Origin of the sequence: Kutzneria sp. NPDC052558 (genome assembly GCF_044547355.1) — a bacterium.
Lineage (GTDB): Bacteria > Actinomycetota > Actinomycetes > Mycobacteriales > Pseudonocardiaceae > Kutzneria.
Window position 1 is genome coordinate 176,118 of sequence record NZ_JBIUAG010000002.1, and the last position, 18,304, is coordinate 194,421.

Below are 18,304 nucleotides of genomic sequence, written 5' to 3' on the forward strand. Positions count from 1 at the left end.
CCTGATCAGCCAGGCGACAGGCCGGACCACCACTCGGCTAGAACGCGCCGATTCCGTTGGGCGTGCCCACCCCGGTCGGGGCGTCGTAACCGGCCAGGCCGGTGCACAGGTAGTCCCCGCCGCAGTAGCCGTTCGAGCCGCCGACCACGTCGAACAGCTTCTCGGCGTGGGCGTACAGGGAGGAGGCATCGCCCAGCTCGCTGCCGTTGCCGGCCAGCCCGATGACGCCGGCGATGAACGGCGACGACGCGCTGGTGCCGCCGACCACGATCCAGCCGGCCTGCGAACCCAGCCCGAACGTGTCGTACACGGCCAGGCCCGTGTTCGGGTCGGCGACCGCCGCGACGTCGGCGACGGTCCGCATCCCGCAGTTGGCGTCGTGCTGCCACGCCGGCTTCGGGATCCACGCCGAGCAGCCGCTGCCGGCGCCCGACCAGGCCGTCTCGGTCCAACCGCGGGCGTTGTCGGCCTTGACCAGCGACGTCCCGCCGACGGCGATCACGTTCGACAGCGACGCCGGGAACGACGCCTGCTGGAAGCCGTAGTCACCGCTGGAGGCGAGGATGGCGACGCCCGGATGCTGGAAGTGCTTGGCGTCGACGTCGATGCCGTTGTACTCGTCCGAGCCGTAGCTGTTGGAGACGGCGCTGGCGCCGGACGCCGCCGCCGTGTCCACGGCCGCGCCGAGGTTCGCGGTCGAGGCCGTGTCCGCCTCGACCAGCAGGATGTGGCAGTCCGGGCAGGCCGCCGACACCATGTCCAGGTCAAGGGAGATCTCCACGCCCCAGCTCGAGTTGCCCGACGGCAACGGCGCGGCCGCGCCCCGCTGGTTCACCTTCTTGAAGCAGCCGTTCGCCGTCGTGCACGCCGGCAGCCCGAACTGCTGCCGGTAGGCGGCGAGATCGGCCTCCGCGTTCGGATTGTCGTACGCGTCGACGATCGCGATCGTCTGCCCCGCGCCGCCGGTCGAGGGCAACTTGTACGCACTGCGCAGATCCGCCGGCCCGAACCCGGTCGGCGTCGCGTTCGCCCCGAACGACTGCGGGGCCCGATAGACGGCGAAGCAGCGCGCCGTCGCAGTTGAGGAAACCGCCGAAGAGCACGCGGTGTGCAACGCCGTGTCGGGCGCGGCGACGGCCGTCGCCGGTAACCCGAGCGTCAGCAGCGCGCCGGCGATCACGGCCGCACGAAATCGGTTCATCGTCACTCCCCTGGTCAGCTCTGCGCACCCGGCACGGAGAACGCGCTGGTGACGGACTGGGTCAGCGAGTTGCCCGCGACGTCGGTCGCGCTGACCCGCAGCGCGACGTCGCCACCCGTCGTCGACGCCGGGTTGGTCCACTGCGCCCGGTAGCGGCCGCCGCCGAGGTCGGCCGTGAACGTCGGCGTCCACGTCACGCCGCCGTCGAACGACACCTGCACCGAGCCCTTCGCGAACGGCAGGTTCTGGCCGCCCGGGGCGTGCGCGAACGTGACGACGACCTGGTCCGGGCCGGCCGGGGCGGTGCCGTCCAGACCGGCGTTGAGCTGGTAGGACGCCGTCACCAGGGGCAGCGCCGAGCAGTCGGTCGCCGACCCGGTGGCCGGGTCGCAGCCCCAGCCGGTCGGCACCGTCTGCGCGCCGGAGTGCGCCGAGCCGAAGGTCCACTCGCTGTGGCTGACCGTGGACTGGTGGAACCACGGCGCGGTCCGCGTCTGGTCGTAGACGATCTTGTAGTCGGCCTGGCCGGCCGGCGCGGCGACCTCGCCGCCGGTGATGTCCTTGCCGTCGATGAGCGCCTTTCCGCCGGAGAGCAGCTGGAAGTGCGAGGTCGACACGGTGCCCGTCCCCGGCGCGTCGAGCGAGAAGCCGTGCCCGTCGCTGTCCAGGACCGGCACCAGGCCGACGCGGATCGTGTCGTCCCGGCGGCAGGCGTTGCAGAACCAGGAGGTCGTGCCCGTCGACGGTGTGGTCAGGCCGGGAACCAGCGGGCCGCGCAGCCAGCCGACCGGCGTCGTCGTCTTCGGCGCGAACTGCTGGAAGCTGCTGGAGACGAAGCCCCTGCCGGTGTTCATGCTGGCCAACAACGCGTCGGCGTACTGGAAGTCGGGTCCGCCGAGCACGTATTCGGTGCGCTGAAGCGGCGCCGTGAGCGGCGAGAACTGGCCGAAGCCGAAGAACTCGTAGGGCAGGAAGATGATGCGCGACATGCCCTCGACCCGGCCCGGCTTGTCGCTGTAGTAGCTCTCCTTCACCGTGGCCAGCTGGTCGGCGGTCACCTTGTAGTGCTGGTTCGCGCTCAGCGCCCCAGCGCTGTCGATCTTCAGGTCGTAGCTGTACGGACTGGCCGTGCCGGCCGGGGACTCGCTGTGCAGCTGCACGTTGAAGTGGAAGGTGCCGACCGTCGCCGGCGCGGACGGCGCGACGTAGGTCGTGCCCGTGCCGACGCCGAAGCTGTAACCCTGCGATCCGAGGCCCTGCGCGCCACGGAAGTACTCCAGCGTCTGCGACGTCACGGTCGCCGGCTTCGGCGTGCTCACCGTCACCTGCGAGGTCGCCTTGGCCGCGTCGACGGTGACGGTCTGGTCGCCGGACACCACGAAGTCCTGCACCACCACCCGTACCGTCGTCACGCGGCCGGTCGAGTCGAACGTCGGGAACCAGGCCACCAGGCCGTAGTTGCCCGACGGCACGCTGACCCGCTCCTCACCGCCGGTGCTGTACGGGAAGCCGTTGAAGATCCGGCCGTCATCGGTGTTCAGCAGGCCCAGCGCCGCGTCGGTCGGCGTGTCCGCCCCGTTCACGGTCAGAATCCGGACCGTGTGCATCGGGAAGTTCGGGTGCGCCTCCTGCGGCGCGCCCGCCGCGGCCAACCGCACCGAGCTGGCCGTGCCGAACAACGGCCCCGGCGTGGCGAAGTGGTTCTTCGCGTCCCGGCCGGCCTGCGCCGCCAGTGCCGCGCCGAATGCCGCCCCCGACTCCCTCGTCACCGTGCCGTTCTGCACGCCCGGCGCCGTCCCGGCCACCTGCACCGGGACCTGGTCCGTGATGCCGTCGCGGATCAGCGCCGACACGTCGAACAGTGACCGGTCCAGAGAGGTGCCCAGATACGGCAGCGCGGTCGCCGGCACGACATAGAGGTCACCGTCCACGCGCTGGTTCACGAAGTCGCCGCTCGACCCCGGCCGCGGCAACACCGTCGCCGTCTGCCGGCCGCCGACGTCCTGCACAACCACCTGGTCGCCGGTCACCAACGTGACCGTGTGGGTGGAGTCCGCGCTGGTCACCGGGTCCGCCTGCGCCGCAGGCGCCAGACCCGCCACCACCGCCGCCGCGATGCCCAGCACCGCCGGTGTTCTGCGTAACCAGGGATTTCGACGACCGCCGTCCGTATGCCGCATGTGTTCCCCTCCGTCGCATGGACACGGGTCGACGCCCGCAACGGGGCATCACGACGGTTCGTACACGAGCGCGCACATGCCGTTGCCTGACCGGAGTCCCCTTCCACTCGGACAGAGCAGTGATGACAGCCGTGTCAGATCCGAATGGCCGCCCTGACTGAGCTGCCCGCAGCAATCCACCTGTGAACTCGGTTCACAAGCACTTTGCCGAAAACGAGCAGTTCACACCTACTCCCCCACCGCGCCCGCCAGACCACAACGGACGTTCACCTCCACACCGAACGGTCCGCCCCGCTCCGGCAAATCCCACCAAACCGCCCAAGTTCCCGACTTCGCCGCCGACCTTCGCCCCACACGACCGCCTCCACGCCCGACGAATTCCTCCACACCGACGACTTCCACCGCACCGGCGACGCAACCCCGGTCGACGATGTCCTCGACCGTCACCGACCTCCGCGTCGCCGACGAACCTCCCGCCCACCGGCGAACCTCCCGAATGTCGACAAGCCTCCGGCCCGCCGACGAACTTCCACCCCGCCGCCGAAATCCCGGCTGTCGACGGACTACTCGGCCGCCGTCGGCTTCCACGTCACCGTCGAACTTCAGGACTGCGACCGAGCTGCGTCACGGTCGACCAACATCAAGACCATCGACGAACTCCTCTCCTTCGACGAAGTCCCCGACTCCGACGACGTCCAGCATTGCGACGAAATCCACGGACCTGACGGTGCAGTCGCCGCCGGCGGAGGAGGTCGAGATCGTCGGTGAAGTGGCGGCCGGCGTTGGCGTTCGTCTGTACGTACGCGGACCACCGGAACGTGTGAGGATCAGTCAGCACATACCCGAGCGAACCTCGTCAATGCGCGTCAATATTGTCCACACTCGTCAATGTTGACGAGACTAGTCAATGTCGGACGGCGGGAACTCCTCGTCGGCGATCTCGGCCATGCGGCGGATGAGGGTGTCGAGGAGGCGGAGCTCATCGACCTCCAGCCGTGAGAGCAGCCGGCGGTACTGGGCGTCGCCGGCGTCCATGACGCTGCCGACGAGCGCCCGCCCCTCGGCGGTGAGTTCGAGCAGCCGGACGCGACGGTCGGACGGGTCCTCTCGGCGGGAGACGAGACCCTGGGCCGCCAGTCGGTCGACGATGCCGGTGACCGTGGCGAAGCTCACGCCCATCTCGGCGGTGAGCACCTGCCCGGCGAGCGGGCCGCGTCTTGCCAGCGTGAGCAGCACCTTGAGCTGCCGCATCGTGAGGTTGAGCGACATCAGGGGGTTGGCCCGCGCCGCCCCGAACACCCGGCCCAGCGACCGCTGGGTCTGGGTGATGCTGGCGATGAGCTGCTCCTTGTCCTGCATGGACGGTTCCCGATAACCCCTTCGTCACGCCGCTGTGACGGCTCGCGGGCGCTTCCGGCGTTACTCCCCGAACCTGAGAGAAGTATCAGCGAATGCGCCGAACACACTGTTAGCCTTGGCCCAAATGTTAGGGCAAGGCTAACCAATTCCGCAGAGAGCTGCCATGACCTTCCTGACCAGACTCAGCCTCGCCAACCGCGGCCTGGTGGCCCTGGTGGCGCTCATCGCCCTGGGCTTCGGCGCGTGGGCGATCCCGTCGCTGCAAAGACAGTTGCTGCCGTCGCTGTCCTTCCCGGCCGCGGTGGTGGTCTCCCAGTACCCGGGCGCCTCCCCGGAAATCGTGCAGGACCAGGTCACCAAGCCGATCGAGGACGCGCTGCGCAGCGTTCCCGGCCAGACCCAGATGACCTCGACCTCCAGCCAGGGCTCGTCCTCGGTCACCGTGCAGTTCGACTACGGCACCGACCTGGACAACGCGGTCAACAAGATGTCGCAGGCGGTCAACCAGATCGCCGCCCAGCTGCCGACCAACGTCAAGCCGAACGTGGTGGTGGGCAACACCGACGACCTGCCGGTGATCGTGCTCGCGGCCTCGTCCGACGCCGACCAGCAGCAGCTGGCGGCCAAGCTGACCAGCACCGTGGTGCCGGAACTGCAGGGCGTCACCGGAGTCAGGGACGCCAGCGTGACCGGCGCCCGCGACAAGGTCGTCACCATCAGCCTGGACAACGCCAAGCTGGCCGCCGCCGGCCTGAGCTCGACCGCGGTGTCGACCGCCCTGCGCGCCAACGGAACCCCGACGCCGGCCGGCACGCTGACGCAGAACGGCCAGACGCTGACCGTCCAGGTGGGACAACGACTGTCCACCGTGGACGATGTCCGCAACCTCTACCTGACGCCGACGACGCCCGCCGCGCCGGGCCGTCCCGCGCCGCAGCCGGTCAAGCTGGGCGACGTCGCCCAGGTGACCGAGGATCTCGCGCCGACGACCTCGCTGACCCGCACCAACGGCAAGGACAGCCTGGGCGTCTCCGTCACCAAGACTCCCGACGGCAACGCCGTCGCCATCTCCGACCAGATCCGCGGCAAGCTGTCGCAGCTGGAGACCGATCTGGGCAACAACGCCAAGCTGACGGTCGTCTCCGACCAGGCGCCCGCGGTCAACCAGGCCGTCGAGGGCCTGACCACGGAGGGCCTGCTGGGCCTGCTCTTCGCGGTCGTGGTCATCCTGATCTTCCTGCTGTCGGTGCGCTCCACGCTGGTCACGGCGGTGTCCATCCCGCTATCGGTGGTCATCGCGCTGATCGTGCTGTGGACCACGAAGACCTCGCTGAACCTGCTCACGCTGGGCGGCCTGACCATCGCCATCGGGCGGGTGGTCGACGACTCGATCGTGGTGTTGGAGAACATCAAGCGGCATCTCAGCTACGGCGAGGACAAGAAGCGCGCCGTGCTGGACGGCACCCGCGAGGTGGCCGGCGCGGTGACCGCGTCGACGTTGACCACGGTCGCGGTGTTCGCGCCGATCGCCGTGGTCGGCGGCCTCGTCGGCGAGCTGTTCGCACCGTTCGGTCTGACAGTGACGGTCGCGCTGCTGGCGTCGTTGCTGGTCGCGCTGACCATCGTGCCGGTGCTGGCGTACTGGTTCCTCAAGCCGGCCAAGGAAGGCACGGATCCCGAGGAAGCGGTGCGCAAGGAGCTGCGCAGCCCGTTGCAGCGCATGTACGTGCCGGTCATCCGGTTCGCCACCCGCCGCCGCTGGACCACGGTGGTGATCGCGATCGCGGTGCTGTTCGGCACGCTGGCCATGGGCGCCGGCCTGAAGACCAACTTCCTGGACGGCTCCGGCGAGAACACGGTCAGCGTCTCGCAGACGCTGCCGGTCGGCAGCAGCCTGGCCACCACGGACGCGGCGGCCAAGCGGGTCGAGTCGGCCATCCAGAGCGTCGACGGCGTGCAGACCTACCAGGTCACGGTCGGCTCGGGTGGCGGTTTCCTGGGCTTCGGCGGCAACAGCGGCACGTCCAAGGCCAGCTACTCGATCGCGCTCAAGGACGGCGCCGACCTCACCACCGTGCAGAACGCGTTGCGGGACAAGCTGAACGCGCTCCCGGACGCCGGCAAGATCACGGTCGGCTCCGGCGGTGGCGGCGGCTTCGGCGGCAGCGGGCTGCAGGTCGTGGTGAACGCCTCGGACGAGAACGTGCTGCGCACCGCCTCGGATGCCGTGCAGAAGACCATGTCCGGCATCTCGGGCGTCACCGACGTGACCAGCGACCTGGTGAACAGCTCGCCGGAGGTGCAGGTCTCCGTCGACCGCCAGGCCGCGGCCAAGCAGGGCCTGAGCGACTCGACGATCGGCCAGGCCGTGCAGGCCCAGCTCGCGGGTAGCCAGCTCGCGCAGCTGGCGCTGAACGGCACGTCGGAGAACGTGGTGCTGCGCACCGGTTCCGCGCCGGGCGACCTCGACGCGCTCAAGTCGCTGCCGCTGCCGGGTCTGACCGGTGTGGTCCGGCTCGACTCGGTCGCCACGGTTCAGCAGACCAACGGCCCGGTGCAGATCAAGCGCATCAACGGGGCCCGCAGCGCGACCGTGAGCGGCACGGCGGACAGCGCCAACACGGGTGCGATCAGCGCCGAGTTGTCGCAGAAGCTGAAGGACACCACGCTGCCGGCCGGCGCGACCTACAGCGTCGGCGGCGTCAGCCAGCAGCAGACCGACGCGTTCGGCAACCTCGGCATCGCGCTGGTGGTGGCCATCGCCCTGGTGTTCCTGATCATGGTCGCGGTGTTCCGCAGCCTGATCCAGCCGCTGGTGCTGCTGGTGTCGATCCCGTTCGCGGCCACCGGCGCGATCGCGGCCCTGCTGGTCAGCGGCATCCCGCTCGGCCTGCCCTCGCTGATCGGCGTGCTGATGCTGGTCGGCATCGTGGTGACCAACGCGATCGTGCTGATGGACCTGATCAACAAGTACCGCGAGGACGGCATGAGCATCGCCGACGCGGTGGTCGAGGGCGGTCGCCGCCGGCTGCGGCCGATCCTGATGACCGCCGCCGCGACGATCTTCGCGCTGCTGCCGATGGCCCTGGGCCTGACGCAGAGCGGGGCATTCATCTCGCGGCCGCTCGCGGTGGTCGTGATCGGCGGCCTGGTCAGTTCCACCCTGCTGACCCTGCTGCTGGTGCCGACCCTCTACACCATGGTGGAGAACACCAAGGAGCGGTTCCGCAAGCGTCGCGAGGCGAAGCGGACCAAGGCGACCGAGCCGGAGCAGCCGGAGCTCGTCAACGCCGGCTGAACCAACGCCGAACGGTTGTGGGCCACGGAGCTTTCCGTGGCCCACAACCGTCTTCCCCCTCGGTGTGGTCCCGTCAGGCTGCCGGGACCTGGTCGAAGAAGCCACTGATCGCGCCGACCTGGCCGTCCTCGGTCAGCGTCAGCACGTCGGTGCCGACCACCACGGCGTCGCCGCCGCCGTCGGGCGTCAGCTCCCAGGTGAATCGCAGCACGTCGTGATGGGTGTCCGCCTCCCCCAACGGCCTGATCCGGTGCCCGGGGAACCGCTCGTGCACGCCCCCGATCACGGCGGCGAGGCCGTCGGGGCCGCTCACGTCGGCGATCGGGTCGACGAACCGGCAGTCGGCGGTGAGCAGCTCGGCCGCGGCCTTGGCCCGCAACGCCCCATCGGGCTGGTTCCAGATCTCCACGTAACGGCGCACCACCGCGTTCGCGTCAGCCATCTCGATCATCCCTTTCCCTTGTCCCGCTTGGTTTCCTCCACTCTGGCAGCGGACAGGGCCGCGGTCGATTACCTCCGGCGTAATGAAAAACGACTCGCGCCGGCGGGCGCACAGGCGTACCAAGTCGGGTATGTCCGCATCGCCGCTGGTGACCCGCACTCTCACCGCCGAGGAGATCCCGGCGTTCATCGGCACGGTCTTCCGCGCCTTCCTGGAGGACCCCGCGCCCGAGTCCGTCGCGGCCGAGATCGAACTGCTGGAGCCGAACCGCACCCACGGCGCCTTCGACGGCGACGAGCTCGTCGGCGGCGCCACGATGCTCAGCAAACACATGACATTGCCCGGCGCCGGCCCGCATCCGGTCGCCGCGATCTCCTGTGTGGGCGTCGCGCCCGACCACCGTCGTCGGGGTGCCATGTCCCGGTTGATGCGGGCCCAGCTGCATTCCCAGCACGGCAGCGGCGACGCGTTCGCCGCGCTGTACGCCTCCGAGGGCGACATCTACGGTCGGTTCGGCTACGGCCTCGCCGGCCACCGCGCCTTCTTCGCGGTGCCGAGGGGCGCCGAGTTTCAGTCCACTGTGGACGTCAGTGATGGCCGGGTCCGCGAGGTGGACAAGGAAACCGCGCTGCCGCTGATGCACCACCTGCACAGCAAGGTCGCGCCGGCCCGCACCGGCTGGTTGGCCCGCACCAAGGCGTCGTGGCAGGTGTACCTGGCGGAGAACGAGGCGGAACTACGGGCTGAGGACCTCACAAAGTGGCGGTACGCCATCCATCCGGAGGGCTACGCCATCTACCAGGTGAAGCGGAACTGGCAGTCCCGCAAACCGGGGCACGAGGTGCATGCCAAGGAGATTCTCGGCACCACACCGCAGGCGTACGCGGCGCTGTGGCGCTACCTGCTCGACATCGACCTGACAACGACGGTTCGGGCCGACGCCGCCGTGGACGACCCGATCATCCACATGCTCAAGGACGCCACCGACAACAGCCGGCAGGTCAGCGACGGCCTGTGGGTGCGGATCATCGACATCGACCGGGCCCTACCGCTGCGGGCCTACTCCGCGCCGCTCGACGTCGTGCTGGCGGTCGAGGACGATTTCTGCCCCTGGAACGCCGGCACCTGGCGGCTGGTCGCCGAGGCCGACGGGCCGGCCACCGTCACGCGCACCGACGCCGAGGCGGACCTGGCCCTGGGCGCCCGTGAACTCGGCGCGGTGTTCCTCGGCGGCACCACGGTGGGGGAACTCGTTTCCGCACAACGCATCCGTGAACTGACACCGGGCAGCGCCCAGGCCGCGTCCCGGGCGTTCGCCGGCGACCACCAACCGCACTGCCCGGAGGTTTTCTGACGTTCAGGACAGCTGATCCTTAGGGAACCGACAGGCAGCAACCGGAACGCCCGCCGCGAACCGGCTCGTTCTCCTCACGTAGTCGCGAGAAGGAGGAGCGTCATGGGTGCCTATCTCATCGGGGTGGTCGTGATCGGCGTGGTCGGGGCGCTCTGGGCGCGACGGTCGCCGGGCGCGGTCGAGAAGTAGCTGTCCGTCGCATCACACCCGCCGTTCGGCCGACCCGGAACCATGGCGGTAGCTTTCCCGTTGTCCGATTGCGACGGATTCACCTTCGTTGGAAGCCGGGAGGCGCCGTGACCACATTCCTCGTCGTGATCCTGCTGGTGGTGATCATCGGCGTGGCTGTAGTCGTGATGCGTCAGCGCGCGGCCGGCGGCCAACGCCTTGAGGACGCGAAGGCCGAGGCCCGCCGCTGGGTCGAGCGCCTCGGCGGTCAGGTGCTCAACCTGACCGGCACCAACGACGCCGCCAAGCAGGCGCTGGCCGACGCCGGCGAGCGCTACACCGCCGCCGGCTCCCAGATGGAGCAGGCGCGCACCGTCGAGCAGTGCCGGCTGGTCACCCAGACCGCGCAGGAAGGCCTGTACTACGTGCGGGCCGCCCGCACCGCGATGGGTCTCGACCCCGGCCCCGAGCTGCCCGACCTCAACGGCCAGAGCCGCGCCGGCGCCGTCACCGGCGACCGCCGGGTCGAGGTCGAGGGTCACGAGTACGAGGCGTCGGCCCAGCCCGGCGCCGGCACTCCGCACTACTACCCCGGCGGCTACGTCGCCGGCCGGCCGGTTCCGCAGGGCTGGTACAGCGAGCCGTGGTGGAAGCCCGCCCTGGTCGCCGGGGCCTGGGGCATCGGTGCCGGGCTGCTATTCAACGCCATGTTCTCCGGCATGCACAGCATTCCGTACGCGGCCGGCGGCTGGGACAACGGCGGTTGGGACAACGGCGGCGGCTTCGACGGCGGCCAGGGCTTCGGCGACTTCAACGGCGACCAGGGTCAGCAGGCCGACTTCAGCGCCGGCGGCGACCAGGGCGGCGACTGGGGCGGCGACCAGGGCGGCGGCTGGGACTTCGGTGGCGGCGGCGACTGGGGCGGCGGTGGCGACTGGGGCGGTGGCGGCGACAACAACTGGTGATCGCCAGTCACGTTGACGCCCGGCCCCAGGCGACAGGCAGCTGACGGGTAACCGCGTCAGCTGCCTTCGACCGTCCACCGGGAAGTCGGCCGAGCGACTCCCCGTGCCCCGCGCGGCTGTCCGACGAAGACCATCAGACCGGCCGATGATCCATCGGCCGTGTCAGCCCCCCGGTCCTGCCGGCGTGCACAACCCCGCCGATCACCGTCATGCGGCCTGACGCCCGCTCTGTGACGATCACGCCGGCTGGCAGCTCGGGCACCAGTAGAGGTTGCGGCCGACCAGGTCCTTGGTGAGCACCGGAGTTCCGCAGACGAGGCAGGGCTGCCCGGCGCGGCGGTAGACGTAGACCTCGCCGCCGTGCCGATCCTGCCGCGGCGCGCGGCCGGTGACGGTCGGCTCGTGCTCCGGCCGGACGGTGTCGATGCGGCCGACCCGCACGCCGTAGCGCATCAGCTCGACGAGGTCGGCCCAGATCGAGTCCCACTGGTCCCGGTCGAGCAGCCGGCCGGCAAGCATGGGATCGATGCCATGGCGGAACAGCACCTCGGCTCGATACACATTGCCGACGCCGGCCAGCACGGCCTGGTCGAGCAGCAGCGCCGCGATGGAAACCCGGGACTTCGAGATCCGCCGCCAAGCCCGCTCGGGATCGGCGTCCCGCCGCAGCGGGTCCGGCCCGAGACGGGCGAACAGCGCGTCGACCTCGTCATCGGTGAGCAGCTCGCAGGCGGCCGGCCCGCGCAGGTCGGTGCCGTGGGTCTCGCCGAGCATGCGCATCCGCACCATGCCGGTGACGACCGGCTCCGGTCGCGCGAACTCGGTGAACGTCCCGTACAGGCCGAGGTGGACGTGCACAGTGGCGTCCGGGCCGTACCGGTGCAGCAGGTGCTTGCCGACGGCCTCGGCCTTCTCCAGCACCCGCCCGTCGACGGTCGCCGACCCGGAGAACTTGCCCTGGGGACTGCTGACCTGCACCTTCTCCCCGGCGTACCGACGCTGGTGCAGCCGGGCGAGCCGATGCAGCGTGTGACCTTCCGGCATCAGCTGGCCGGCAGCTCCGGCGCGACGCCGGTCCGCTCGTACTCGGCCAGGATGTCGATGCGGCGCTGGTGCCGCTCGACGCCGGAGAACGGCGTGGCCAGGAACGCCTCCGCGATCGCGGTGGCCTCCTCGAGGCTGTGCATGCGCGCGCCGATGCCCACGACCTGGGCGTTGTTGTGCTCACGGGACAGCTTCGCCGTCTCGGTGTTCCACGCCAGCGCGGCCCGCGCGCCCGGCACCTTGTTGGCGGCGATCTGCTCGCCGTTGCCGGAGCCGCCGATCACGATGCCCAGGCTGCCCTCGTCGGCGACCACGCGGCTGGCGGTGGCGATGCAGAAGGCCGGGTAGTCGTCCTCGGGGTCGTAGACGGCGGGGCCGATGTCGACCACGTCGTGACCACTGGCCGCGAGGTGCTTGACCAGGTGGGACTTCAGCTCGTAGCCGGCATGGTCGGAACCGAGGTAGACGCGCACGCTCAGAGTCTGCCACCCGGTGGGCGGCGGGGAGTAATTCGGCTGCCGGCGGGTGCGGCGCACGCCACACTTCGCCGGGTGAGCGAGGACGTGTTCAGCCAAACTGGATATCGAATCCGGTTGGAGTGGGGTGAGGACGGGCTCGCGGCCCTGGCGCCGAGCTGCGCGGTGCTGGTCATCGTCGACGTGTTGTCGTTCACCACCGCGGTCGACATCGCGCTGGATCGCGGCGGTCGGGTGCTGCCCGTGCGAAGAGGAGATGTTCGTGCGATCTCCTCCGCGCGGTCGGCCGGCGCCGTGGTCGCCGGCGATCAGAAGTGGACGCTCCGTCCCTCGTCGTTGCTCGACCTGCCGGCCGGCACACTGTTCGCGCTGCCGTCACCCAATGGGGCGACGTTGTGCGCGCGGGCGGCCGCCGGCGGCGCGACGGTCTTCGCCGCCTGCCTGCGCAACGCCGAGGCCGTCGCTCGCGAAGTCGAGAAAATCGCCGGCCAACGGCCGATCGGCATCGTGCCGGCCGGCGAACGTTGGGGCGTCACCGCCGGTCCGCTGCGCCCCGGCATCGAGGACCTGCTCGGCGCGGGCGCCGTTGCCGCCGCGCTGCTGGCGACCGACGCCCGGGGCGCGTCGCCGGAGACCACTCTGGCGGCGAGCTGCTTCTCGCACGAAGTCGAGAATGTCGTCGAACTTCTCCGCGGCTGTTCGTCGGGCCGGGAGCTGACGGCCGCCGGGCACGCCGCCGACGTCGAGCTCGCCGCCGCGGTCGGCAGCAGTTCGTGCGCACCGGTGCTTCGCGACGGTGTGCTGGCGAACAGACTGTTCTCATGAACGCGCGCTGGATCGAGGTCGCCGACGGAGTGCACGTCCGTCGCCACGAAGAGCTGGACCTGTCGCTCGGGCTCGTCGTCGGCAACGACGCCTGCCTGGTCGTGGACACCGGCGGCGACGAAAAACAGGGCGCGGAATGGGCCGCCGCCGTGCGTGCGGTGACGCCGCTACCGTGGACCGTCGTGCTCACGCACGCCCATTTCGACCACGCGTTCGGCACCACGGCGTTCCTGCCCTGCCCGGTGCTGGCCCACCCGAACTGCGTCGACGAACTCGTCGTCGAGGGTGCGGCCGACAAGGACCACTGGTCGGCGCACTACGCCCGACAGAACCGGCCGGACATCGCCGAGGCGATCCGCGCCACCCGGATCGCGCTGCCGACCACCCTGGTGTCCGAACGGGTGACGGTCGACCTCGGTGGGCGGACCGTCGACATCGAGCAGTTCGGCCACGGGCACACCGACCACGATCTGGTGCTGCGTGTGCCGGACGCCGATGTCGTGTTCGCCGGCGATCTGGTCGAGAACGGCGCGCCGCCCGCGTTCGCCGGCTCGTTTCCCGCCGCGTGGCCGACCGCGCTCGCCGGACTTCTGCGGCTCACCGGCCCGGACACGATCGTCGTGCCGGGACACGGCGAGCCGGTCGACGCGGCGTTCGTCGCCGCCCAGCGGGCCGACATCGCGGCCGTCGTCGAGCTCGCGGCCGCCCATGTGACCGGTTCCGTCACGCTGGAGGAGGTCCTCCGTGACTCACCGTTTCCAGCCGAGGCCACCCGTGAGGCCCTCGGGAGGTTGACGGGACGTAACCGTTCCGCCCGGTAACAGGTCTCTTCACCGAAGGCATTGCCCCGAACAGTCGATAGCCAGCGCGAGCCTGACCGACAAACTGTTACCTAACGGCTATCGGAGCGCGATCCGGTATGCCGGTTGGCTGGATCACACGTGCGGTCGGGGCCGGCGTGGCGGACACCACGCGGTGAGCGAGGACGTAGTCGGTGAACCGACGAGATCGCATCGTCGTAGTAGGGGCTGGAGCGGCGGGCTTGAGAGCCGCTGAACGGCTGCGTGAACTCAGGTTCGAGGGTGAGGTGGTGATGGTCGGCAACGAGCCACACCGTCCTTATCACCGACCCGAGCTGTCCAAGCAGTTCCTGACCGGGAGGGTGCATGCAGACCAGCTGAGGCTGGCCGCCTACACCGATGTCGACGCGCGCTGGCGGCTGAACACCGCGGTTCGAGGCGTCGACACCGGCAAGCGGGCGCTGTTGCTGCCCGGCGGCGAACGGCTCGCCTACGACGGCCTGGTGATCGCCACCGGAATGGAGGCCCGACACCTGCCGGGCGCCCCGGTCAGCGATCCGCGCGTGCACCAGCTGCGCACTCTCGACGACGCGACGCGGCTGCGCGAGGCGCTGGCCGCGGACAAGGAGCCGGTCGTCGTGATCGGCGGCGGTTTCGTCGGCTGCGAGGTCGCATCCAGTCTCCGCGCGATGAAGCGCCGGGTGACGATCGTGACCGAGGGCCCGACGCTGATGGCCGGGGCACTGGCGCCCGAGCTGTGCGACAGCATCACCCGTCTGCACCAGAGCAAGGGTGTCGGCGTGGCCCTCGGCGTCGAGGTGCAGCACTGGCTGCCCCAGGACAACGGCATCGCGGTCCACCTGTCCGACGGGCAGGTGCTGGTCGCCGGGCACGTGGTCATCGCGATCGGCGGTCTGCCGGCGGTGTCCTGGCTGCGCGGCTCCGCGATCCGGCACGACGAGTTCATCGGCGTGCACTGCGAGGCGACGTGCCATGCGGTCGGCTCCGCCGACGTGGTGGCCGCCGGCGACGTGGCCGGCTGGCCGAACCTGCGGTTCGACGACGTGCCGCGGCGGGTCGAGCACTGGCTGAACGCGGTCGAGATGGGCCGGGCCGCCGCCGAGAACCTGCTGCTCGGGCCGTCCCGGGCGGTGGCGTTCACGCCGTTGCCACGGTTCTGGACCGAGCAGCACCGGATGAAGGTGCAGGTCGCGGGCCAACCGCAGCTGGGCGGCGAGCACGGGCGGCTCGGCCCGGGCTGCCTGGCATCGGCCCGCCGGGACGGGCTGGTCGGAATAGCCACCGTGAACCGGTCGCGCGAGTTCAACCGGCTGGTGGCCGGGCTCAACGCCCGCCGACCGGCCCCCACAGCAATGAGAAAACGATTCCAGGAACCGGTTCCGACCGGCCCGGAACGGATCCCGCGAGCAGGAGAAGCGATGCGGCCGCCGCCGAAGTCAACACCCTTGCTGTCGAACTACCTGCCCGCGGGCGTGACGCTCACTCCGACTTCCACAAGCCCGCCAGCTTCTACAAGAACATAGAGACAACCGAATTCGTTAGTTCCGCTAACCAGGAACGAAGCAGCGACCCACTGCTACTCCGTTCAGCCGTACGGATTACTCCTCGCGAGGTCTGGAGGCGGCTGCAACCACAGACAAACTGTTTAACCGTGACCAACAATAAGTGACATTCGGACATCCGACCCGGAGACCGGCCCCAACCAGGTGGCCCACCCCACTACTCCGAACGGACCACCCCGAGTGTCACGGCCTTCCGGGAGGCGTCCGAGGTGTCGACGCAGTTGATAACGTTGACGCAGTTGATTGTTTCGCCGACAGTGCACTCCGCGCACGATTCTGGCGTGCGCCAGGTTGCCGCGCTGTCAGCCCGGTTGGCCTATGCGTTGATGTGCCTGACCCTGGTCTGGGGAATTTTCACCGCGACCGGTTGGGTGGCGAAGCTGACAGGACGGCAGGCCGTCCGTAGCAGCCACATGATAATGGCGACGTTCACGCTCGCCTTCGGTGGCATCCACGCGGCATGCTTCCTATTCCTCACCGACTCCGACGAGCTCTTCAGTTGGATCAACATCACGATCCCGATCGTGGACGGTGGGCAGCTGCGCTGGGCGTTCGGCATCGTCGGCCTGGAGGTGATGACCGCGATCCTGATCTCCACCGGACTGGTCAAGTTCTTCGTGTACCGGAACTGGCTGCGGTTTCATCAGATGGCCTACATCGCGGTGGGCATCACCATCGCCCACTCGTGGCTCGGCGCCGTCGCCAACGGCCACCTGTCCATCGTCTGGCTCGGCGGCCTGACCCTGATGATCCCGACCGTCGTGCTGGCCATACTCCGCTTCGTCCCCAGCAAGACCCTCGTCGGCGCTGGTGTGCTCAACGGCGGCTAGCGGGACTCCCCCGAACGTCCCGCCCCCTACCCGCCACGCGGTTACCCCGAACCCGCCTCTTGAGAAAGGACAGCTGACCTGATGAGTCCTCGTCGCGCTCTGCACGGCAGCTCCCTGACCATCAGCGTGAACAACGGTCGCTGCCACCTCTACGGCACCTGCCAGTACGAGGCCCCGAGCCTGTTCGAACTGACCGAGGACGAACGGCTGCGCTACGTGACCGAAGTGATCCCCGAGTACGCCGACCAGGCCCGCGCCGCCGCGATGGCCTGCCCGATGCGTGCGATCCAGCTGTCCGGGGAGCGACTGTGAGCAAGATGGAGCGCATCGTCATCGTCGGCGCCGGGCTGACCGCCCTGCGCGCCGCCGAGCGACTGCGGGAGCAGAAGTTCGACGGCGAGATCGTCATCGTCGGCGACGAGCCGTACAAGCCGTACCACCGGCCGGCGCTGTCCAAGCAGCTGGTCACCGGCAAGCTGTCCACCAAGGACCTGTTCTTCCCCGCCTACCACGACATCGACGCGATCTGGCGGACCAGGACCCGGGCCCACAAGCTCGACCACGGCCGGCACATCGTGCACCTGCCCGGCGGCGAGGAGCTCAAGTACGACGGCCTGATGATCGCCACCGGCGTCGAGGCGAGGCACCTCGCCGGCGCGCCCCGGCACGACCCGCGCGTGCACGCCCTGCGCACGCTCGACGACGCCATCGCGATCAAGGAGACGCTGACCCGCTCCAAGGGCCGCGTCGTGGTCATCGGCACCGGCTTCACCGGCTGCGAGTTCGCGTCCAGCTGCCGGGAGATGAACCGGGACGTCACCATCATCGGCCGGTCCAAGACCCTGTTCGGCAAGGCGCTGGGCCCCGAGCTCGGCGCGGCCATCGGCGACCTGCACCGCCGGCACGGCGTCGACCTGGCGCTCGGCGTCGACATCCGGCACTGGGCGACGGGCCCCGAGGGCGTCGCGATCGTGCTGTCCAACGAGCGGCTGATCACCGCGGCCTGCGTGATCCTGGCCGTCGGCAGCATGCCGTCCACCGACTGGCTGGCCGGCTCCGGCCTGGTGCTCGAGGACGGCGTGCTGTGCGAGCCGACCTGCCACGTGGTCGGCGCCTCGGACGTGGTGGCCGCCGGCGACGTCGCCCGCTGGCCCAACCTGCGCTTCGACGGCGTGCCGCGGCGCGTGGAGCACTGGCTCAACGCGATCGAGATGGGCCGGGCCGCCGCCGAGAACCTGCTCGCCGGCAAGTCCCGGGCCAAGCCGTTCACGCCGCTGCCCCGGTTCTGGTCGGAGCAGCATCACGTGCGCATCCAGGCCGCCGGCATCCCGGCCATCGGCCAGCAGACGATGTACCTGAGCACCCGGCCCAACGGCGCCGAGCGGTCGGTCACCGGGTACATCCGCGCCGGCAAGCCCGTCGGCATCGTCGGCCTCAACCAGCCGCGCACGATGATCCACCTGACCAGGCAGCTGGACCAGAAGCTGCGGCCCATGGTGCCCAGCGAGCGGGTCCGCACCTCGCGTCGTGCCCCGGTGGAGAACCCGGCCGCGGCGCCCGCGGAGACCGCGAGCGAGCGCACCCCCGGCACCGGCAAGATCGACGTGAACGAGCTGTCGGCCCGGTTGAAGGCCCCGGCCATGCGCAACGGCCGCTGATGGTCACGGTTGTGGGCCGGCCCCCCCGGCCGGGCCCCAAACCGCCCGGCGGCCCGGGAGCCGCGGCCGGGCCCCAACCAGCCGGGGGGGGGGGGGGGGGGAAGTAGGGGCCACAGCGGGC

Annotated in this window: 15 protein-coding genes; 9 read left to right on the top strand and 6 right to left on the bottom strand. The window is 70.1% G+C overall.

Annotated elements, in window-relative coordinates:
• Positions 1-37 precede the first annotated feature (37 nt).
• The 3 genes from ACIG5F_RS03820 to ACIG5F_RS03830 form a co-directional block, all read right to left on the bottom strand.
• Positions 38-1,201, bottom strand: a complete 1,164-nt coding sequence (locus ACIG5F_RS03820) for a S8 family serine peptidase (RefSeq protein ID WP_396515851.1) — start codon at positions 1,199-1,201, stop codon at positions 38-40.
• A gap of 14 nt (positions 1,202-1,215) precedes the next feature.
• Positions 1,216-3,381, bottom strand: a complete 2,166-nt coding sequence (locus tag ACIG5F_RS03825) for a hypothetical protein (protein WP_396515852.1) — start codon at positions 3,379-3,381, stop codon at positions 1,216-1,218.
• 900 nt (positions 3,382-4,281) lie between these two features.
• Complete coding sequence (locus ACIG5F_RS03830) at positions 4,282-4,740, bottom strand: MarR family winged helix-turn-helix transcriptional regulator (RefSeq protein WP_396515853.1); 459 nt, start codon at positions 4,738-4,740, stop codon at positions 4,282-4,284.
• Between the two features lie 163 nt (positions 4,741-4,903).
• On the opposite strand from ACIG5F_RS03830, the gene ACIG5F_RS03835 reads away from it, so the two are divergent.
• Positions 4,904-8,038, top strand: coding sequence for an efflux RND transporter permease subunit (locus ACIG5F_RS03835; protein ID WP_396515854.1), 3,135 nt, complete (start codon positions 4,904-4,906; stop codon positions 8,036-8,038).
• A gap of 73 nt (positions 8,039-8,111) precedes the next feature.
• Here the strand turns inward: ACIG5F_RS03835 and ACIG5F_RS03840 are convergent, their stop codons facing one another.
• On the bottom strand, positions 8,112-8,480 hold the full coding sequence (locus ACIG5F_RS03840; RefSeq protein ID WP_396515855.1) for a nuclear transport factor 2 family protein: 369 nt from the start codon (positions 8,478-8,480) through the stop codon (positions 8,112-8,114).
• A gap of 130 nt (positions 8,481-8,610) precedes the next feature.
• On the opposite strand from ACIG5F_RS03840, the gene ACIG5F_RS03845 reads away from it, so the two are divergent.
• Positions 8,611-9,834, top strand: coding sequence for a GNAT family N-acetyltransferase (locus ACIG5F_RS03845; RefSeq protein ID WP_396515856.1), 1,224 nt, complete (start codon positions 8,611-8,613; stop codon positions 9,832-9,834).
• 296 nt (positions 9,835-10,130) lie between these two features.
• Positions 10,131-10,967, top strand: coding sequence for a hypothetical protein (locus ACIG5F_RS03850; protein WP_396515857.1), 837 nt, complete (start codon positions 10,131-10,133; stop codon positions 10,965-10,967).
• Positions 10,968-11,204: 237 nt separating this feature from the next.
• Here the strand turns inward: ACIG5F_RS03850 and ACIG5F_RS03855 are convergent, their stop codons facing one another.
• Both ACIG5F_RS03855 and ACIG5F_RS03860 read right to left on the bottom strand, forming a co-directional pair.
• Entirely contained in the window at positions 11,205-12,011 is an 807-nt protein-coding gene (locus ACIG5F_RS03855) for an Fpg/Nei family DNA glycosylase (RefSeq protein ID WP_396515858.1), read from the bottom strand.
• On the bottom strand, positions 12,011-12,484 hold the full coding sequence (locus ACIG5F_RS03860) for a ribose-5-phosphate isomerase (RefSeq protein ID WP_396515859.1): 474 nt from the start codon (positions 12,482-12,484) through the stop codon (positions 12,011-12,013). Before ACIG5F_RS03860 ends, ACIG5F_RS03855 begins: the two co-directional genes overlap by 1 nt.
• Positions 12,485-12,562: 78 nt before the next feature.
• On the opposite strand from ACIG5F_RS03860, the gene ACIG5F_RS03865 reads away from it, so the two are divergent.
• The 6 genes from ACIG5F_RS03865 (at position 12,563) to ACIG5F_RS03890 (ending at position 18,183) form a co-directional block, all read left to right on the top strand.
• Positions 12,563-13,312 carry a 2-phosphosulfolactate phosphatase gene (locus ACIG5F_RS03865; RefSeq protein ID WP_396515860.1) on the top strand — a complete coding sequence of 250 codons (750 nt, stop codon included), beginning with the start codon at positions 12,563-12,565 and terminating at the stop codon, positions 13,310-13,312.
• Positions 13,309-14,133: an MBL fold metallo-hydrolase gene (locus ACIG5F_RS03870; protein WP_396515861.1), complete on the top strand. Its 825-nt coding sequence runs from the start codon at positions 13,309-13,311 to the stop codon at positions 14,131-14,133. The genes ACIG5F_RS03865 and ACIG5F_RS03870 overlap by 4 nt, the downstream gene beginning before the upstream one ends.
• Positions 14,134-14,306: 173 nt before the next feature.
• Positions 14,307-15,656 carry an NAD(P)/FAD-dependent oxidoreductase gene (locus tag ACIG5F_RS03875; RefSeq protein ID WP_396515862.1) on the top strand — a complete coding sequence of 450 codons (1,350 nt, stop codon included), beginning with the start codon at positions 14,307-14,309 and terminating at the stop codon, positions 15,654-15,656.
• Between the two features lie 320 nt (positions 15,657-15,976).
• Positions 15,977-16,525, top strand: coding sequence for a hypothetical protein (locus ACIG5F_RS03880; RefSeq protein WP_396515863.1), 549 nt, complete (start codon positions 15,977-15,979; stop codon positions 16,523-16,525).
• 81 nt (positions 16,526-16,606) lie between these two features.
• Positions 16,607-16,837, top strand: a complete 231-nt coding sequence (locus ACIG5F_RS03885; protein WP_116177574.1) for a ferredoxin — start codon at positions 16,607-16,609, stop codon at positions 16,835-16,837.
• Between the two features lie 5 nt (positions 16,838-16,842).
• Positions 16,843-18,183 carry an NAD(P)/FAD-dependent oxidoreductase gene (locus ACIG5F_RS03890; protein WP_396516368.1) on the top strand — a complete coding sequence of 447 codons (1,341 nt, stop codon included), beginning with the start codon at positions 16,843-16,845 and terminating at the stop codon, positions 18,181-18,183.
• Positions 18,184-18,304 lie beyond the last annotated feature (121 nt).